This is a genomic window from Microbacterium sp. CH1, assembly GCF_001595495.1.
Lineage (GTDB): Bacteria > Actinomycetota > Actinomycetes > Actinomycetales > Microbacteriaceae > Microbacterium.
In genome coordinates, this window is sequence record NZ_LOSO01000011.1 from 1 (window position 1) to 16,582 (window position 16,582).

Consider the following 16,582-nt stretch of genomic DNA (forward strand, 5'->3'; position numbering starts at 1 on the left):
CGGAAGCTAAGCCTCACAGCGCCGATGGTACTGCAGGGGGGACCCTGTGGGAGAGTAGGACACCGCCGGACTCCTTTTAGACAAAATGGCCACCCATCGTTGGGTGGCCATTTTGCGTTTACAGCACGAAGAGAACAGGGAGCACCATGCCGGAAGAGGAAGAGCGCCGTCCACGTCGCAACGACGACAGGAACCAGCGCAACGATCGTCCTTCCGGAGGTCGCCCCGTCTACCGCGACGGCGCATCTCGCTCCGGCGACCGCGCCCCTCGTCGTGAGGGTGGTTACAACCGTGACAGCGGTGCCCCGCGTCGCGAGGGTGGTTACAACCGCGACAGCGCTCCGCGTCGCGAGGGCGGCTACGACCGTAATGGTGGTGCGCCTCGTCGCGAGGGTGGTTACAACCGTGATGGTGGTGCGCCTCGTCGTGAAGGTGGTTACAACAACCGGGACGGTGCTGCCCCCCGCCGTGAAGGTGGTTACAACCGTGATGGTGGTGCTCCGCGTCGTGAGGGCGGTTACAACAACCGTTACGGCGCCCCGCGTCGCGAAGGTGGTTACAACCGTGATGGTGCTCCGCGTCGTGAGGGCGGTTACAACAACCGTGATGGTGCTCCGCGTCGTGAGGGCGGTTACAACAACCGTGATGGTGCTCCGCGTCGTGAGGGCGGTTACAACAACCGTGACGGTGCCCCGCGTCGCGAAGGCGGCTACAACCGTGACGGTGGCGCGCCGCGACGCGAGGGCGGCTACAACCGTGATGGTGGTGCGCCTCGTCGCGAAGGCGGCTACAACAACCGTGACGGCGCCCCGCGTCGCGAAGGTGGTTACAACCGCGATGGTGCGCCCCGTCGTGAGGGCGGCTATAACCGTGATGGTGGTGCGCGTCGTCGTGAGGGTGGCTACAACCGTGACGGTGGTGCGCCGCGTCGTGAGGGTGGCTACAACCGTGACAGCGCTCCCCGTCGCGAAGGCGGCTACAACCGGGACTCCACTCCGCGTCGCGAGGGTGACTACAACCGGGACTCCGCTCCCCGTCGCGAGGGCGGGTTCGAGCGTGAGCGGGGGAGTGACCGGTCGCGGTCCTTCCCGCAGCGCGGCGGGGCTGGGCGGGAGCGTCCGGCCAACGCGGCGAACGAGCGTCCGCGCTTCGACGAGCCCCGCCTCCCGGACGAGGTCACCGCGCGCGACCTGCATCCGTCCGCGCGCAACGAGCTGAAGACGCTCAGCAAGGAGAACGCCGAGTTCGTCGCTCGTCACCTGGCGATGGCCTCCCGGCTGATCGACGAGGACCCCGCTCTGGCGCACGAGCATGCGCTGGCGGCGTCGCGTCGTGCCGGCCGGATCGCGATCGTCCGCGAGACCCTGGGCATCACCGCCTATGCGACCGGCGACTTCGCCTTGGCGCTGCGCGAGCTGCGTACCTACCGCCGGATCTCCGGCAAGGACGACCAGATCGCCCTCATGGTCGACAGCGAGCGCGGCATCGGGCGCCCCGACCGCGCCCTCGAGACCGGCCGGGCCGTGGATCGATCAGCTCTGACCACGCCCGTGCGAGTCGCGCTGGCGATCGCGATGTCGGGTGCCCGGCTCGACCAGGGAGACCTCGAGCTGGCGCTCGGAGAGCTCGAGATCCCGGAGCTGGACCCGGACCGCGCCTTCGAGTGGAGCCCCGCGCTGTTCGCCGCGCGCGCCGCCGTCCTGGAGGACCTCGGGCGTACGGACGAAGCTGAGTTCTGGGCGCGCCGTGCCGAGGTCGCCGCCGAGGCTCTCGGTGTTGACGAGGCCGGCGATGAGGAGCTTTACGTGGAGGACGGCCTCATCGAGGACGGGTTCTCTGACGACGAGTTCTCCGAAGCTGACGTCGCTTCTGTCGAGGACGAGGCCGACGACGCGATCGAAGCTCCCGTCGCGACCGGGGCCCCCGAGCCCGCGGAGCCGTCCATCGAGGACGAGGTGCGCGAGCTGCTCGGCGAGGACGACGAGACGGACGATGACGAGACAGAGGACGACTCGCCCTCCGCGTCCGAGAAGCCGGAGGCGTAGTGGGGCTCTTCACTGCGAAGGCGCGGAAGCGCCCGGCGGGTCGCACGCCGCTCGAAGGCGTGGACACCGTCCTCGCCGACCTCGACGGCGTGGTCTATGCCGGTCCCGGCGCTCTGCCGCACGCGGTGGAGAGCCTGAACGCGGCGGCGCACGCGGTGCGCCTCGGCTACATCACGAACAACGCCTCGCGCACCGACGCTTCGGTGGCCGCGCACCTCACGAGCCTCGGGCTCGACGTGGCTCCACAGGACGTCGTCACGAGCCCGCAGGCGGCGATGCGTCTGCTGTCCGGGATCGTGCCGGCGCCGGCGACCATCCTCGTGGTGGGCGGCGACGGCCTCGTCGACGAGGTGCAGAAGGCCGGGTACACGGTCACGCGCAGCGCCGAGGACGCGCCGCAGGCCGTGGTGCAGGGCTTCGCGCCCGAGGTCGCCTGGACCGACCTCGCCGAGGCGGCCTTCGCGCTCAAGGTCCCCGAAGACGAGGGCGGCATCCCGTGGATCGCCACGAACACCGACTGGACGATCCCGCGCGAGCGGGGCGTCGCCCCGGGGAACGGCACTCTCGTGTCCGCCGTGCACACCGCGATCGGTCGCCTGGCGACGGTGGCGGGCAAGCCGGAGACCCCGATCTTCGAGGAGGCGCTCGCCCGTTTCGGCGCGGCGAAGGCGCTCTTCATCGGCGACCGCCTCGACACCGACATCATGGGTGCCAGCCGTGCGGGCATCGAGTCCGCCCTGGTGCTGACCGGTATCGACCGTCCCAAGCACGTCCTCGCCGCGCCCGAAGGATCGCGCCCGACCTACATCCTCGGCGACCTGCGCGGTCTGCACGAGCCGTACCCCGAGCCCACCGTGACCGACGGCGTGTTCGACGTGAACGGCGCCGCGGTCCGCGTCCGGGGCGCAGACGTCGAGATCGTCGCCGAGTCCGGCGACCAGCTCGACCTGCTCCGTGCGGGCGCCGCCGCGATCTGGGCGTCCGGGACGCCGGTGTTCGTCCTCCGGGTTCCGGAACGGCTGTACGCGGACCCGTTCCACCGCCCCTGAGCCACGCGTGGCGCCGCCGCCCGTCGGCGGCGCCGCGTACAGTGGAAGCGTGAGCGATGAGACGACGACCAGCGCGCCGACGGACGGCCTGTGGAGTCGTCTGCGCCTGATCGAAGGGCAGCCGCTCGCCGCACGCGCGGACGCGTACTCGGCCCTGCACGACGAACTCTCGCGACGACTCGAGAGCGGATCCCGGCACGACCTGCGGGAGACCCCGGGACCACGATGACGCGACTCGACGCCGCCCTCGCCGCCCGAGGACTCGCCCGTTCGCGCACGCATGCCGCCACCCTCATCGCCGACGGCCTCGTGAGCGTCGACGGCCGCCCGGTCGTGAAGGCCTCGACCGCGGTCAGCGACGACAACACGATCACGGTCGCCGGCGCCGACCACTACGTCAGCCGCGCGGCGCACAAGCTCGTCGCCGGGCTCGACGGCTTCGGCATCCCGGTGCAGGGTCGCCTCGCGCTCGACATGGGGGCCTCGACCGGCGGTTTCACGCAGGTGCTGCGGGAACGCGGCGCGCGCCGTGTCCTCGCCGTGGATGTCGGCCACGGTCAGCTCGCCCCCGCGGTCGCCGCCGACCCCGGCGTCATCGCCGTCGAGGGCTTCAACGTGCGGCACATGACGCGTGACAGCCTCACCGCAGCGACGGGGGAGTCCACGTCGCCCGACCTGGTGGTGGGCGACCTCTCCTTCATCTCGCTCGAGCTCGTGCTTCCCGCGGTGGTCGCCGTGGCCGCGCCGGGCGCCGACGTGCTGCTGCTGGTCAAGCCGCAGTTCGAGGTCGGGAGGACCGCGGTGCGCGGCGGCCTCGTCACCGACCCCGCCACCCGGGCCGATGCCGTCGCCCGCGTGGTGTGGAGCGCGTGGGACGCCGGCATGGGGATGGCGGGGATCGTCTCCTCCCCGATCCTCGGGACCCACGGCAATGCGGAGTATCTCGTGCACCTCGTGCCGGGCGGCGGCAGCAATCCGACAGAATGGATGGACACCATCAACCGGCTGGCAGGGGGACGATGAACGAGCGCAGGATCCTGGTCGTCGCCCACGCGGGTCGCGTCGACACCGTCGCGGCCGCCCGTCGGGTGATCGATGCCCTCCGCGGTGCGGGGGTCCGTCCCGTCCTGGCAGCCGACGACCATGCCGAGCTCGCCGCGGTCGATGCGTTCTTCGCGGACGTCGAGGTGCTGGACGCCTCCGGACCGGCGACGCTCGAGCTCGCGATCGTGCTCGGGGGCGACGGCACGATCCTCCGCGCGGCAGAGCTCGTCCGTGACAGCGGCGCTCCGGTGCTGGGCATCAACATGGGTCACGTCGGCTTCCTCGCGGAGATCGACCGGGACGACATGGACGACGCGATGCGCCGCGTCATCGCCCGTGACTACGAGGTCGAGGAGCGCCTGGCACTGTCGGTGCGCGTGAAGGACGCCTCGGGCGACGTCGTCTTCGAGACCTGGGCCCTGAACGAGGCGACCGTCGAGAAGGCGAGCCGTGAGCGCATGATCGAGGTGGTGCTCGAGATCGACGGGCGGCCGCTGTCGAGCTTCGGCTGCGACGGCATGGTCATCTCCACGCCGACCGGCTCGACCGCCTACAACTTCTCCGCCGGCGGCCCGGTGATCTGGCCGACGGTCGAGGCCATCGCGGTGGTCCCGCTGTCGGCGCACGCGCTCTTCGCGAAGCCGCTCGTGGTGAGCCCCGAGGCGGCCGTGGCCATAGAGATGCTGGAGCGGACGGATGGCTCCGGCATCCTCTGGTGCGACGGCCGTCGTTCCCACGACCTTCCGCCGGGCGCCCGCGTCGTGGTGCGTCGCTCGTCGCGCCCGGTCCGCCTCGCGCGTCTGCACCCCACGGCGTTCACGAACCGTCTCGTGCGGAAGTTCCAGCTGCCCGTCGAAGGATGGCGCGGACAGGAGCGGAGGAGCGACGCATGATCGAGGAGATGCGCATGCAGGGGCTCGGCGTGATCGCCGACGCCGTCCTGCCGCTCGGCCCCGGCTTCACGGCCATCACCGGAGAGACAGGCGCGGGGAAGACCATGGTCGTCACCGGGCTCGGGCTGCTCCTCGGCCAGCGCGCCGACTCGGGCGCCGTGCGCAAGGGAGCAGCGCAGGCCTCGGTGGCCGGGGTGTGGATCGTGCCCGAGAAGGGCGAGGTCGCCGACATCGTGGCCGAGGCCGGGGGAGAGCTGGAGCCGGCCGGTGCCGGCACCGCTGAGCTCTATGTCTCGCGCACCCTCAGCGCCGAGGGCCGCAGTCGCGCGAGCGTCGGTGGGCGGGCCGCGCCGGCAGGGGTGCTGTCCTCGCTCGCGGACGAGCTCATCGTCGTGCACGGACAGTCCGAGCAACTGCGGCTGCGCTCGGCCGCCGCGCAGCGCGACGCCCTCGACCGCTTCGGCGGCGAACCGATCGCCCGGGCGCTGGAGGAGTACCAGGCCGCGTTCGAGCGCTGGCGAACGCTCGACGCCGAGATCATCGACATCACCGCGAACCGTGACCGGCGTGCCGAGGAAGCCGCCCGGCTGCGGGAGGACCTCGCCCTGATCGAGGCGACCGCCCCCGAGGAGGGCGAGGACGAGGAGCTGACGGCTCGTGCCGAGCGCCTCGCGAACGCGGAGGAACTCCGCGTCGCCGCCGCCCTGGCCCACGGAGCCCTCTCGAACGAGGAGGGCGAGCCCGATGCCTCGGCGCTGGTCGCGGAAGCGCGCCGAGCGATCGAGCGCGTGTCCGACCCGAAGCTCGCGGAAGTCGCGGAGACCCTGGCCGACATCGGCTACCGCATTGCCGACGCCGCCGGTGTGCTCTCCGGCTTCCTCGCCGACCTCGACGAGTCCGGTCCGCACGAGCTGGCCGCCGTCGAGGAGCGCCGGGCCGCGCTCGGCGTCCTCATCCGTCAGCACGGCTCGCTGGCGGAGGCCCTGGCGCTGTGGCAGACCGGCTCCGCACGGCTGGCCGAACTCGACGACGACGGAGAGCGCCTGGAACGCCTTACCGCCGAGCGCGACGCGGCCAGGACGGAGCTCGAGGCCCGGGCCGACGCTCTCACCGCGGCCCGGAGCGAGGCGGCCGGCCGACTCGGCGAGGCCGTGACCGCCGAGCTGCACGCGCTGGCGATGCCGGACGCGCGCCTGGAGGTGTCTGTGGCCCCGGGGGCCGAGAGCACCCACGGCCGCGACGACGTCGCCATCCTGCTCGCCCCGCATCCCGGCGCCGAACCCCGCTCGGTCGCCAAGGGCGCCTCCGGCGGCGAGCTGTCGCGGGTGATGCTCGCGATCGAGGTCGTCATCGCGGCGACCGATCCCGTGCCCACCTTCGTGTTCGACGAGGTCGATGCGGGCATCGGCGGCGCGGCGGCGATCGAGGTGGGGCGGCGACTCGCCCGACTCGCCGAGAAGTCGCAGGTGATCGCCGTCACCCATCTCGCGCAGGTCGCCGCCTTCGCGAACAACCATCTCACCGTCGTGAAATCGCACGACGGCGCCGTCACTGCGTCCAGCGTGCGGCGGCTCGACGGGGAGGAGCGCGAGGCCGAGATGGCCCGTCTGCTCTCCGGACTCGCGGATTCCGATGCCGCACTCACCCACGCCCGCGAGCTTCTCAGCCTCGGCGTCTGAATGAACTGTTAGGATAGAAGCCCGTGATGAACTCTTCTTCTGCGGGGCCCAAGAACGACACGACCAAGCACATCTTCGTGACCGGTGGTGTCGTTTCGTCTTTGGGCAAGGGGCTCACCGCGGCCAGCCTGGGCAACCTCCTGACCGCTCGCGGACTCCGCGTGGTCATGCAGAAGCTCGACCCGTATCTGAACGTCGATCCGGGCACCATGAACCCGTTCCAGCACGGCGAGGTGTTCGTCACCGACGACGGTGCGGAGACCGACCTCGACATCGGCCACTACGAGCGCTTCCTCGACATCAACCTGTCCGAGGCGGCCAACGTCACGACCGGTCAGATCTACTCGCAGGTGATCGCCCGCGAGCGCCGCGGCGAGTACCTCGGCGACACCGTGCAGGTCATCCCGCACATCACCGACGAGATCAAGCGCCGCATGCGGCTGCAGGCCACCGAGGACCCGCGTCCCGACGTGATCATCACCGAGGTCGGCGGCACGGTCGGTGACATCGAGTCGCAGCCGTTCCTCGAGTCGGCGCGCCAGCTTCGTCACGAGCTCGGCCGCGACAGCGTGTTCTTCGTGCACGTCTCGCTCGTGCCGTTCATGGGCGCGTCCGGCGAGCAGAAGACCAAGCCGACCCAGCACTCGGTCGCCGCGCTCCGCCAGGTCGGCATCCAGCCCGACGCCCTCGTGCTCCGCAGCGACCGCCCGGTGAGCGCGAGCAACCGCAACAAGATCGCCCTGATGTGCGACGTCGACGTCGAAGGCGTCATCAACACCGTCGACCTGCCGAGCATCTACGACATCCCGTCGACCCTCAACGAGCAGGGCCTCGACTCCTACATCGTTCGTCGCCTCGGCCTCGACCAGAAGGCGGACGACGTCGACTGGACGCGCTGGAACAAGGTGCTGCACGCGGTGCACAACCCGAAGCACGAGGTCACGATCGGTCTCGTCGGCAAGTACATCGACCTTCCCGACGCCTACCTGTCGGTGACCGAGGCACTCAAGGCGGGCGGCTTCGCGCAGGAGACCAAGGTCAACATCCGCTGGATCCCGTCCGACCTCTGCGAGACCCCCGAGGGCGCGCAGGAGCAGCTGGCCGAGCTGGACGGCATCTGCGTTCCCGGAGGCTTCGGCATCCGCGGCATCGAGGGCAAGCTGGGTGCGCTGAAGTTCGCCCGCGAGCAGGGTATCCCGACCCTCGGCCTCTGCCTGGGTCTGCAGTGCATGGTCATCGAGTACGCCCGCGACGTGGCCGGGATCGCCGGAGCCTCGTCCAGCGAGTTCGACCCGGACACCGCCGAGCCCGTCATCGCGACCATGGCCGAGCAGATCGAGATCCTCGACGGCGGCGACCTGGGCGGCACCATGCGCCTCGGCCTGTACAAGGCGGCTCTCGCGGAGGGTTCGCTGGCGCGTGAGGTCTACGGCGCCGCCGAGGTGTCCGAGCGTCACCGTCACCGCTACGAGGTCAACAACGCCTACCGCGATCGCCTGTCCGAGGCCGGTCTGGTGTTCTCGGGCCTCAACCCGGAGCTGGACCTCGTCGAGTACGTCGAGCTGCCGCGCGACGTGCACCCGTATTACATCGCCACCCAGGCGCACCCGGAGCTGCGCTCGCGTCCGACCGACCCGCACCCGCTGTTCCGCGGGCTCGTCGGCGCGGCCATCGCCCGCCACCGCGCGAGCGAGCTGTTCGACGTGCCCGTCGATGAGTGAGTCGGAGGCGCCGGCCGTCGCGGAGCCGCTGCGCGACGAGCCCTTCGAGCCGGAGGTCCTGAGCAGCGACCTCGTCTACGAGGGGCGCGTCTGGGACGTGCGCTCCGACCGGGTCCGCTACGGCGAGGGCGAGATCGTGCGACAGTACGTCGCCCATCCCGGGGCCGTCGCGATCCTCGCGCTGGACGACGAGGGACGGGTGCTGCTCATCCAGCAGTACCGTCACCCGATCCGCCACCGCGACTGGGAGCTGCCGGCCGGCCTCCTCGACATCGCGGGGGAGGAGCCCGTGGCGGCCGCCCGCCGCGAGCTCGCGGAGGAGGCCGACCTCGTCGCCGCGCACTGGGAGCCCCTGGTGTCGTCGTGGACGACGCCGGGAGGCAACGACGAGCTCATCCAGGTGTTCCTCGCGACGGGGCTCACCGCCGCCGCGGCCGCGCACGCCCGCGAAGACGAGGAGGCGGACATCCGTCTCGCCTGGCTTCCCCTCGAGGAGGCGGTCGCCGGAGTCCTGGCGGGACGCCTGCGCAACGGCATCCTCGCGCTCGGCGTGCTGGCGACCGCGCAGAGGCTGCGCGACCGGAGCTGAGCATGCAGCTCGATCGCGCCCTCGACGCGTATCTGCGTCACGTCACGATCGAGCGCGGGCTCAGCGCGCACACGGTCGGCGCCTACCGCCGCGACCTCGAGGGCTACCGGGACTGGCTCACGGCGGAGGGGATCGACGACACCGCGGACATCACGCCCGCCGTCGTTGACCGCTTCATCGCCGACCGCGCCTCGGCGGAGCCGCCGCCGGCCGCGACGAGCCTGGCGCGCCTGCAGTCCTCGGTGCGCGGCTGGCACCGGTTCCTCGCCCGTGAGGGGATCGAGGCGGACGATCCGACCGGACGGCTCCGCCCGCCGAAGACCCCGCGCCGGCTGCCGAAAGCCCTCACGATCGACCAGGTGGAGCGGCTGCTCGCCGCGCCTTCGGCTGAGGAGCCGCTCGGCATCCGCGACCGGGCGCTCCTGGAACTCCTCTACGCCACGGGCGCCCGGGTGTCGGAGGCGGTCGGACTCGACGTCGACGACATGGCGCACGGCGAGGTGCTGCGCCTGCGGGGCAAGGGCTCGAAGGAGCGCATCGTCCCGGTGGGGTCGTACGCCCGCGCCGCCGTCGACGCCTACCTCACCCGGGTCCGCCCGGAGCTCGCCGCGAAGGGCCGCGCATCGGCCCGGCTCTTCCTCGGCGCACGCGGTGCCCCGCTCTCGCGACAGAGCGCCTGGCTGGTGATCCGTTCCGCCGCGGAGCGCGCACAGCTCACGACCGAGGTCTCCCCGCACACGCTGCGCCACTCGTTCGCGACGCACCTCCTGCAAGGCGGCGCCGACGTGCGGGTGGTGCAGGAGCTGCTGGGGCACTCCTCGGTCGCGACCACGCAGATCTACACGCATGTGTCGGTGGATGCTCTCCGTGACATCTACGCGACCTCTCATCCCCGGGCACGCTGACCGCGCAGGCCGCGGCCGGTACCGGGACCGCCGCGCGCCGAGCCGGCTGGGGAACGCTGGGCGGCTACAATCGAGCAAGCACGAAGGAGCAGGAGAACCGGTGGCTGAGAAAGTGGCGAAGTCCAGGGCGAAGGCGCAGAAGGCCGACGACACCCCCATGGGACCCACCGGCCGTCCGTACCAGGGCTTCCCGATCCCGGCGCCTCTGAAGTCGCACGGCCCGGCCCGCATCATCGCGCTCTGCAACCAGAAGGGCGGCGTCGGCAAGACGACCACCTCCATCAACCTCGCCGCCGCGCTCGCGGAGTACGGCCGCAAGGTGCTCGCCGTGGACTTCGACCCGCAGGGCGCGCTGTCCGCCGGTCTCGGCATCCAGACACACGACGTCCCGACGGTCTACGACCTCCTGCTCGACACGAAGCGCGATGCGCACGACGCGATCGTGCACTCGAACGTGCCCGGTCTCGACGTGCTCCCCGCGAACATCGACCTCTCCGCCGCGGAGGTGCACCTCGTGAACGAGGTCGCCCGCGAGACGATCCTCGCCCGCGTGCTGCGCCAGGTGGCGGGGGAGTACGACGTCATCCTCATCGACTGCCAGCCGTCGCTCGGTCTGCTGACCGTGAACGCGCTGACGGCGGCGCACGGCGTCATCATCCCGCTCGAGTGCGAGTTCTTCGCGCTCCGCGGTGTCGCACTCCTCATCGAGACCATCGACAAGGTCCGCGACCGGCTGAACCCCTCCATCGAGATGGACGGCCTGCTGGCGACGATGTACGACCCGCGCACGCTGCACTCGCGCGAGGTGCTGGAGCGCGTCGTGGAGGCGTTCGGCGACGACGTGCTGGAGACCGTGATCGGCCGCACCGTGAAGTTCCCGGACGCGTCGGTCTCGGGGGTCCCGATCACCGAGTTCGCTCCGGAGCACGCGGCCGCACAGGCATACCTGCGGCTGGCCAGGGAGCTGGTCGCCCGTGGCGCCGTCGCCTGACGAGCTCGGTACCGCTGAGGTCCCGGCACCCGCCGACGCGATCGACGCCGCGGAGCCGTCCTCCGCCGGCGACGCCACGGGGTTCCGTGTCTCGCTGTCGAATTTCGACGGCCCCTTCGACCTCCTGCTGAACCTCATCTCGAAGCATGAGATGGACATCACCGAGGTGTCGCTGAGCGCCGTCACCAACGAGTTCATCGCGTACCTCGCCGACCTGGAGGACGAGGAGGACCTCGACCAGGCGTCGGAGTTCCTCGTCGTCGCCGCGACCCTGCTCGACATGAAGGTGGCGGGCCTGCTGCCGCAGGGCGAGCTCGTCGACGCCGAGGCCGTCGCCCTGCTCGAAGCGCGCGACCTGCTCTTCGCCCGTCTCCTGCAGTACCGCGCGTTCAAAGAGGTCTCCGCGTGGTTCTCGCGGTGCCTGCAGCGGGAGGACCGCCGTCATGTACGTGCGGTACCGCTGGAGGAGAAGCACCGGAAGCAGACACCAGAGCTCGTCTGGTCGCTCACGCCCGACGACTTCGCGGCGCTGGCGCTCCTGGCCTTCGCGCCGAAGGAGATCCCGCACGTCGGGCTCGACCATCTGCATGCACCCCTGGTCAGCATCCGCGAGCAGGCCGCGATCGTCGTCACGCTGCTGCGCGGCACCGAGTCGCTGAGCTTCCGCGAGCTCGTCGCCGGCGTCTCGGAGCCGGGTATCGTCGTGGCCCGCTTCATCTCGGTGCTGGAGCTGTACCGCCACGCGGCGCTCTCCTTCGAACAACTGGAACCGCTCGGGGAGCTCACCCTCCGCTGGGCCGCCGACTCCTGGTCGGACGAGACACTCGCGACCCTGGGGGCCGACTATGACCGATGACGTGACCGCGGCAGAGACCGGGCTCCCCGAGGAGCCCGTCGCCGTGACGGGTTCCGAGCTCCCGCTCAGCGAGCGTGTGGAGGCGATCCTCTTCATCGTCGACGAGCCGATCGGCCTGGTGGCCCTCGCCGCCGCGGTCGGCGCGCCGGTGCCCGCCGTCCGGCAGACGGTCGAGTCGCTGGTCGAGGACTACGACGGTCGAGGCGCGGGTCCGCGGCGCGGCTTCGAGCTGCGGGAGGTCGGCGGTGGATGGCGGCTCTACGTCCGCGAGGACCTTGATCCGGTCGTAGCGGAGTTCGTCGGGGGTCAGGCGCCGGCCCGGCTCTCCCAGGCGGCGCTGGAGACGCTCGCGGTGATCGCGTACAAGCAGCCGGTGACGCGGAGTCAGGTGGCCTCGATCCGCGCGGTCAACGTCGACTCCGTGGTCCGCACCCTGCTCGCGCGGGGGCTGATCACCGAACTGTTCGCCGATTCCGAGACCGGCGCGATCAACTACGGCACGACCGATGCACTCCTCCAGCATCTCGGCATCAACTCTCTGGATGAGCTTCCGCCGATCTCGCCGCTTCTCGACGACGGCGCCGACGGCTTCGACGAAGGGACGGTCCGATGACCACCGACGCCCACGATTCCAGCGCCCCCGAGGGCGTGCGACTGCAGAAGGTGCTGGCGGCCGCCGGTGTGGCGTCCCGTCGGGTCGTCGAGCAGTACATCGTCGAGGGACGCATCCGCGTGAACGGCCAGGTGGTCACCGAGCTCGGCCGCCGCATCGACCCGGAGCGGGACCTCGTGGACGTGGACGGCACCGCGGTGCAGCTCGACGTGTCCAAGCGCTACGTGATGCTGAACAAGCCGACGGGTGTGGTCAGCAGCATGCGCGACGAGAGCGGACGCCCCGATCTCCGACGCTTCACGAAGGACTACGAGGAGCGGCTGTACAACGTCGGGCGTCTGGACGCCGAGACCAGCGGACTGCTGCTGCTCACCAACGACGGCGAGCTCGCGCACGTGCTCGCGCATCCCTCCTTCGGCGTCACCAAGGTCTACATCGCGAAGGTCGAGGGGAGCGTGACGGCGCAGACCATCTCGAAGCTCACGAAGGGCATCGAGCTGGAGGACGGCCCCATCGCCGCCGACAAGGCCCGCCTGCTGGACACTTCGACAGGCTCAGTGCAGGCCAAGTCGCGCGGCTCGAGCCTCGTCGAGCTCACACTGCACTCCGGACGCAATCGGATCGTGCGCCGCATGATGGCGGCGGTCGGCCATCCGGTCACGGAACTCGTGCGGCGTCAGTTCGGTCCGCTGCACCTGGGAACCCTCCCGGCCGGTCGGACGCGGGAACTGAGTAAAATCGAACTCGGCGCGCTGCTGACTCTCGCGCGCCGGGAATCCGGTGTCGCCGAGGCGCCAGGCGAGCAGGAGAGCGAATGACCCAGACGACGAGTGCGCCCGCGGCGCGGAAGACCGGTGCCGTGGCGCCGCGTCTGTCCGGCACCGTGCGCATCGTCGGCGCCGGGCTGCTCGGTGCCAGCGTCGGCCATGCCCTCCGTGCGAAGGGCATCGATGTCGTCCTCACCGACGCGTCCCCTGCGCAGCTGCGCCTCGCCGTCGACTACGGCGCCGGACGCCTTCCGCAGGATGACGACGCCCCGGTGCTCGTCGTCGTGGCCGTGCCGCCGGACGTGACCGCCGACGTGATCCAGGCCGAGCTCGAGCGGTACCCCGACGCCGTCGTGACCGATGTCGCGAGCGTGAAGCTGGAGCCGTTCCGCACACTCCGGGAGCGGGGCGTGAACCTCGCCCGCTACATCGGCTCGCACCCGCTCGCCGGTCGGGAGCGCGGCGGGGCGATCTCGGCGAGAGCCGATCTCTTCATCGGGCGGCCGTGGGTCGTGTGCCGCGACGAGGACACCACCGCGCGCGACCTCGCGCTGGTCGAGGCACTGGCCCTCGACGTCGGCGCGATGCCGCTGGAGATGACCCCGGAGGAGCACGACCGCTCCGTCGCCCTCACCTCGCACGTGCCGCAGGTCGTCGCGAGCCTCCTCGCCGGTCGTCTGGCCGGGGCCGAGGAGGGCGCCCTCCGCTTGGCCGGGCAGGGCGTGCGGGACACGACGCGCATCGCCGCGTCCGCTCCGGAACTGTGGGTGCAGATCCTCGGGGCCAACGCCGGTCCCGTCGTCGAGATCCTCGACGCGCTCGCGACCGACCTGAGCGAGGTCGCCGACGCGCTACGCGCTCCCGGGGCCCCGGGAGCCCGACGCGTGCTCGCGGAGACCATTCGCCAGGGCAACGACGGCGTCGAGCGTCTGCCCGGCAAGCACGGGCAGAACCGACGCTTCGAGACACTGGTCGTCATGGTCGACGACACCGCCGGTCAGCTGGGTCGCCTGTTCGGCGAGCTCGGCGAGCTGGGCGTCAACGTCGAGGACCTGCGCCTGGAGCACTCTCCGGGCGCGCAGTTCGGCCTCGCCGAGATCAGTGTCGACCCCGCGGCGCTGCACGGCGCGATCACCGGGCTCCAGGAACGCGGCTGGCGCATCGCAGGGAACACCAATGACTGACACCTCCACCATCTCCGCGACGAAGTTCATCGCGATCGACGGGCCCGCCGGGTCCGGGAAGTCGAGCGTCTCCAAGGCGATCGCGCGTCGCGAGGGCTTCGGCTACCTCGACACCGGGTCGGCCTACCGGGCACTCGCCTGGCATGTGCTCGATCGCGGTGCCGACACCGACGACGCTGAGGCCGTGCGCGCCGCGGCAGCCGACTTCCCCGTCCGCCTCGGGCTCGACCCGGACGACCGCACGGTGCGCGTCGGCGACGTCGACGTGACGGAGGCGATCCGCGAACCGCGCGTGTCCGGTGCCGTGAGCGGCGTGGCCCGCGTGCCGGAGGTGCGCACCCAGGTCAACGAGCTCTTCCGCGCTCTGGTCGCCGAGGCGCCGTACCCGGCCGTCGTCGTCGAAGGACGCGACATCACGACCGTCGTGGCACCGGATGCGCCCGTGCGCATCCTGCTGACCGCGGCGCCGGAGGTGCGGGCCGCCCGCCGCGCGGGCGAGCTCGCGGGCGAGAACGCCGCCGCCGTGGCGGACGCGCTGCACAAGCGCGACGCCTCCGACAGTGCCGTCGTCGACTTCCTCAACGCCGCGGAGGGCGTGGAGGTCGTCGACTCGACCGCACTCGATTTCCCCCAGACCATCGACGCCGTCCTCTCGGTGATCGAACGACTCCGAGGAGCAGACCGTGGCTGACGACGAATACGAAGGCGGTCCCGACCAGCTCGCCGAGAAGCTCGAGCAGATCGATGACCAGCTCGCCGAGCAGCGCGCGGAGACCCTGCGCGCCGGGCTCGCCGACTACGAGCTCGACGACGAGGACGCCGCGCTCCTCGCCGGCGTGGCGCTGGGCGAAGACGGTATCGAGTTCCTGCCTGCGCTCCCGGTGGTGGCGATCGTCGGGCGGCCGAACGTGGGCAAGTCCGCGCTCGTGAACCGGATCCTCGGCCGTCGTGAGGCCGTCGTGGAGGACACCCCCGGCGTCACCCGCGACCGCGTCACGTACAAGGCCGAGTGGAACGACCGCCGCTTCACCCTCGTCGACACCGGCGGGTGGGAGCCGGACGCCCGCGGCATCGATCGTTCGGTGGCGGCGCAGGCCGAGGTCGCGATCGACCTGTCCGATGTCGTCCTGTTCGTCGTCGACGCCATGGTGGGCGCCACCTCGACCGACGAGCACGTCGTGAAGCTGCTGAGGAAGAGCGGCAAGCCGGTCTTCCTCGTCGCCAACAAGATCGACGACGCTCGTCAGGAGCCGGAAGCGGCCGCCCTCTGGAACCTCGGTCTCGGGGAGCCGCACCCGGTGTCCGCGATCCACGGTCGCGGTGTGGCCGACCTGCTCGACGCCGTGCTGGAGAAGCTGCCGGAGATCTCCGCGGTGGCGAAACAGGAGATCGGCGGTCCGCGCCGCGTCGCGATCCTGGGGCGTCCGAACGTGGGCAAGTCCTCGCTGCTGAACAAGGCCGCGGGGGAGGAGCGCGTCGTCGTCAACGATCTCGCCGGCACGACTCGCGACCCCGTGGACGAAGTCGTGGAGCTGGGCGGCAAGATGTGGCGCCTCGTCGACACGGCCGGTATCCGCCGCCGCGTGCACATGGCGCAGGGCGCGGACTTCTATGCGTCGCTGCGTACCTCGGCGGCGCTGGAGAAGGCCGAGGTCGCGATCGTCGTCCTCGACGTGTCGGAGTCGATCAGCGAGCAGGACGTGCGGATCATCGACCTCGTGCTCGAGTCGGGTCGCGCGCTCGTCCTGGCGTTCAACAAGTGGGATCGCCTCAACGACGACGACCTGGAGAACGCCGACCGCCGCCGCTACCTGGAGCGCGAGATCGAGCAGGACCTCGCCCACGTGGCCTGGGCCCCGCGAGTCAACATCTCGGCGAAGACCGGCCGTCACCTCGACAAGCTCGTCCCGGCGCTGGAGATGGCCCTGGAGAACTGGGACCGCCGGATCCCCACGGGCAAGTTCAACGCGTTCCTCGCCGAACTCGTCGCCGAGCATCCGCACCCCGTCCGTGGCGGGAAGCAGCCGCGCATCCTCTTCGGCACGCAGGCCTCGACCCGTCCGCCGACGTTCGTGCTGTTCACGACCGGCTTCCTCGACCCGGGCTACCGTCGGTTCATCCAGCGCCGCCTGCGCGAGCTCTACCCCTTCGAGGGCACGCCGATCGTCATCAACATGCGCGTGCGGGAGCGTCGCCAGCGCTGAGTCGTTGCCGCGCATGTCGCGGTGGTGGCGCCGGAGCCCCGA

General features: G+C 71.1%; 16 protein-coding genes and 1 rRNA gene. All 17 read left to right on the forward strand.

The genetic code is table 11. The features are described 5' to 3' along the window. A 5S ribosomal RNA gene (gene rrf / locus AUV07_RS18195) occupies positions 1-71 on the forward strand; the annotation flags it as partial. Positions 72-146: 75 nt separating this feature from the next. Beyond that, entirely contained in the window at positions 147-2,045 is a 1,899-nt protein-coding gene (locus AUV07_RS18200) for a primosomal protein (protein ID WP_442922874.1), read from the forward strand. Beyond that, positions 2,045-3,094 (forward strand): HAD-IIA family hydrolase, encoded by a 1,050-nt coding sequence (locus AUV07_RS03320; RefSeq protein WP_062633875.1) that lies wholly within the window; start codon positions 2,045-2,047, stop codon positions 3,092-3,094. Before AUV07_RS18200 ends, AUV07_RS03320 begins: the two co-directional genes overlap by 1 nt. A 49-nt stretch (positions 3,095-3,143) precedes the next feature. Beyond that, a complete protein-coding gene (locus tag AUV07_RS03325) occupies positions 3,144-3,323 on the forward strand; it encodes a hypothetical protein (protein ID WP_025105152.1) in 180 nt (59 codons plus the stop codon). Then, positions 3,320-4,117 carry a TlyA family RNA methyltransferase gene (locus AUV07_RS03330; RefSeq protein ID WP_062633877.1) on the forward strand — a complete coding sequence of 266 codons (798 nt, stop codon included), beginning with the start codon at positions 3,320-3,322 and terminating at the stop codon, positions 4,115-4,117. Before AUV07_RS03325 ends, AUV07_RS03330 begins: the two co-directional genes overlap by 4 nt. Continuing rightward, positions 4,114-5,031 carry an NAD kinase gene (locus AUV07_RS03335; RefSeq protein WP_025105150.1) on the forward strand — a complete coding sequence of 306 codons (918 nt, stop codon included), beginning with the start codon at positions 4,114-4,116 and terminating at the stop codon, positions 5,029-5,031. The genes AUV07_RS03330 and AUV07_RS03335 overlap by 4 nt, the downstream gene beginning before the upstream one ends. After that, positions 5,028-6,710, forward strand: coding sequence for a DNA repair protein RecN (gene recN / locus AUV07_RS03340; RefSeq protein WP_062633879.1), 1,683 nt, complete (start codon positions 5,028-5,030; stop codon positions 6,708-6,710). The genes AUV07_RS03335 and recN overlap by 4 nt, the downstream gene beginning before the upstream one ends. 26 nt (positions 6,711-6,736) lie before the next feature. Next, positions 6,737-8,431, forward strand: coding sequence for a CTP synthase (locus AUV07_RS03345; RefSeq protein WP_060921094.1), 1,695 nt, complete (start codon positions 6,737-6,739; stop codon positions 8,429-8,431). Next, the gene (locus AUV07_RS03350) at positions 8,424-9,020 is read left to right on the forward strand and encodes an NUDIX domain-containing protein (protein ID WP_062633881.1); all 597 of its coding nucleotides are present in this window, start codon (positions 8,424-8,426) and stop codon (positions 9,018-9,020) included. Before AUV07_RS03345 ends, AUV07_RS03350 begins: the two co-directional genes overlap by 8 nt. Positions 9,021-9,022: 2 nt before the next feature. Then, on the forward strand, positions 9,023-9,925 hold the full coding sequence (xerD, locus tag AUV07_RS03355) for a site-specific tyrosine recombinase XerD (protein ID WP_062633883.1): 903 nt from the start codon (positions 9,023-9,025) through the stop codon (positions 9,923-9,925). Positions 9,926-10,082: 157 nt separating this feature from the next. Further along, positions 10,083-10,916, forward strand: coding sequence for a ParA family protein (locus AUV07_RS03360; protein ID WP_164498181.1), 834 nt, complete (start codon positions 10,083-10,085; stop codon positions 10,914-10,916). Beyond that, entirely contained in the window at positions 10,900-11,772 is an 873-nt protein-coding gene (locus AUV07_RS03365; RefSeq protein WP_062633885.1) for a segregation and condensation protein A, read from the forward strand. The genes AUV07_RS03360 and AUV07_RS03365 overlap by 17 nt, the downstream gene beginning before the upstream one ends. Beyond that, positions 11,762-12,385: an SMC-Scp complex subunit ScpB gene (gene scpB, locus AUV07_RS03370; RefSeq protein ID WP_231868186.1), complete on the forward strand. Its 624-nt coding sequence runs from the start codon at positions 11,762-11,764 to the stop codon at positions 12,383-12,385. Before AUV07_RS03365 ends, scpB begins: the two co-directional genes overlap by 11 nt. Beyond that, positions 12,382-13,203, forward strand: a complete 822-nt coding sequence (locus tag AUV07_RS03375) for a pseudouridine synthase (RefSeq protein ID WP_062633887.1) — start codon at positions 12,382-12,384, stop codon at positions 13,201-13,203. The genes scpB and AUV07_RS03375 overlap by 4 nt, the downstream gene beginning before the upstream one ends. Beyond that, positions 13,200-14,336, forward strand: a complete 1,137-nt coding sequence (locus AUV07_RS03380; RefSeq protein ID WP_062633889.1) for a prephenate dehydrogenase — start codon at positions 13,200-13,202, stop codon at positions 14,334-14,336. Before AUV07_RS03375 ends, AUV07_RS03380 begins: the two co-directional genes overlap by 4 nt. Further along, positions 14,329-15,027 carry a (d)CMP kinase gene (cmk, locus tag AUV07_RS03385; RefSeq protein WP_060921101.1) on the forward strand — a complete coding sequence of 233 codons (699 nt, stop codon included), beginning with the start codon at positions 14,329-14,331 and terminating at the stop codon, positions 15,025-15,027. Before AUV07_RS03380 ends, cmk begins: the two co-directional genes overlap by 8 nt. Further along, positions 15,020-16,540, forward strand: a complete 1,521-nt coding sequence (gene der / locus AUV07_RS03390; RefSeq protein WP_062633891.1) for a ribosome biogenesis GTPase Der — start codon at positions 15,020-15,022, stop codon at positions 16,538-16,540. Before cmk ends, der begins: the two co-directional genes overlap by 8 nt. Positions 16,541-16,582: the final 42 nt, after the last annotated feature.

Coding starts and splice junctions, on each gene's coding strand:
- AUV07_RS18200 (WP_442922874.1), top strand. CDS start 147: ATGCCGGAAGAGGAAGAGCGCCGTCCACGTCGCAACGACGACAGGAAC.
- AUV07_RS03330 (WP_062633877.1), top strand. CDS start 3,320: ATGACGCGACTCGACGCCGCCCTCGCCGCCCGAGGACTCGCCCGTTCG.
- AUV07_RS03335 (WP_025105150.1), top strand. CDS start 4,114: ATGAACGAGCGCAGGATCCTGGTCGTCGCCCACGCGGGTCGCGTCGAC.
- recN (WP_062633879.1), top strand. CDS start 5,028: ATGATCGAGGAGATGCGCATGCAGGGGCTCGGCGTGATCGCCGACGCC.
- AUV07_RS03345 (WP_060921094.1), top strand. CDS start 6,737: ATGAACTCTTCTTCTGCGGGGCCCAAGAACGACACGACCAAGCACATC.
- AUV07_RS03350 (WP_062633881.1), top strand. CDS start 8,424: ATGAGTGAGTCGGAGGCGCCGGCCGTCGCGGAGCCGCTGCGCGACGAG.
- xerD (WP_062633883.1), top strand. CDS start 9,023: ATGCAGCTCGATCGCGCCCTCGACGCGTATCTGCGTCACGTCACGATC.
- AUV07_RS03360 (WP_164498181.1), top strand. CDS start 10,083: ATGGGACCCACCGGCCGTCCGTACCAGGGCTTCCCGATCCCGGCGCCT.
- scpB (WP_231868186.1), top strand. CDS start 11,762: ATGACCGATGACGTGACCGCGGCAGAGACCGGGCTCCCCGAGGAGCCC.
- AUV07_RS03375 (WP_062633887.1), top strand. CDS start 12,382: ATGACCACCGACGCCCACGATTCCAGCGCCCCCGAGGGCGTGCGACTG.
- AUV07_RS03380 (WP_062633889.1), top strand. CDS start 13,200: ATGACCCAGACGACGAGTGCGCCCGCGGCGCGGAAGACCGGTGCCGTG.
- cmk (WP_060921101.1), top strand. CDS start 14,329: ATGACTGACACCTCCACCATCTCCGCGACGAAGTTCATCGCGATCGAC.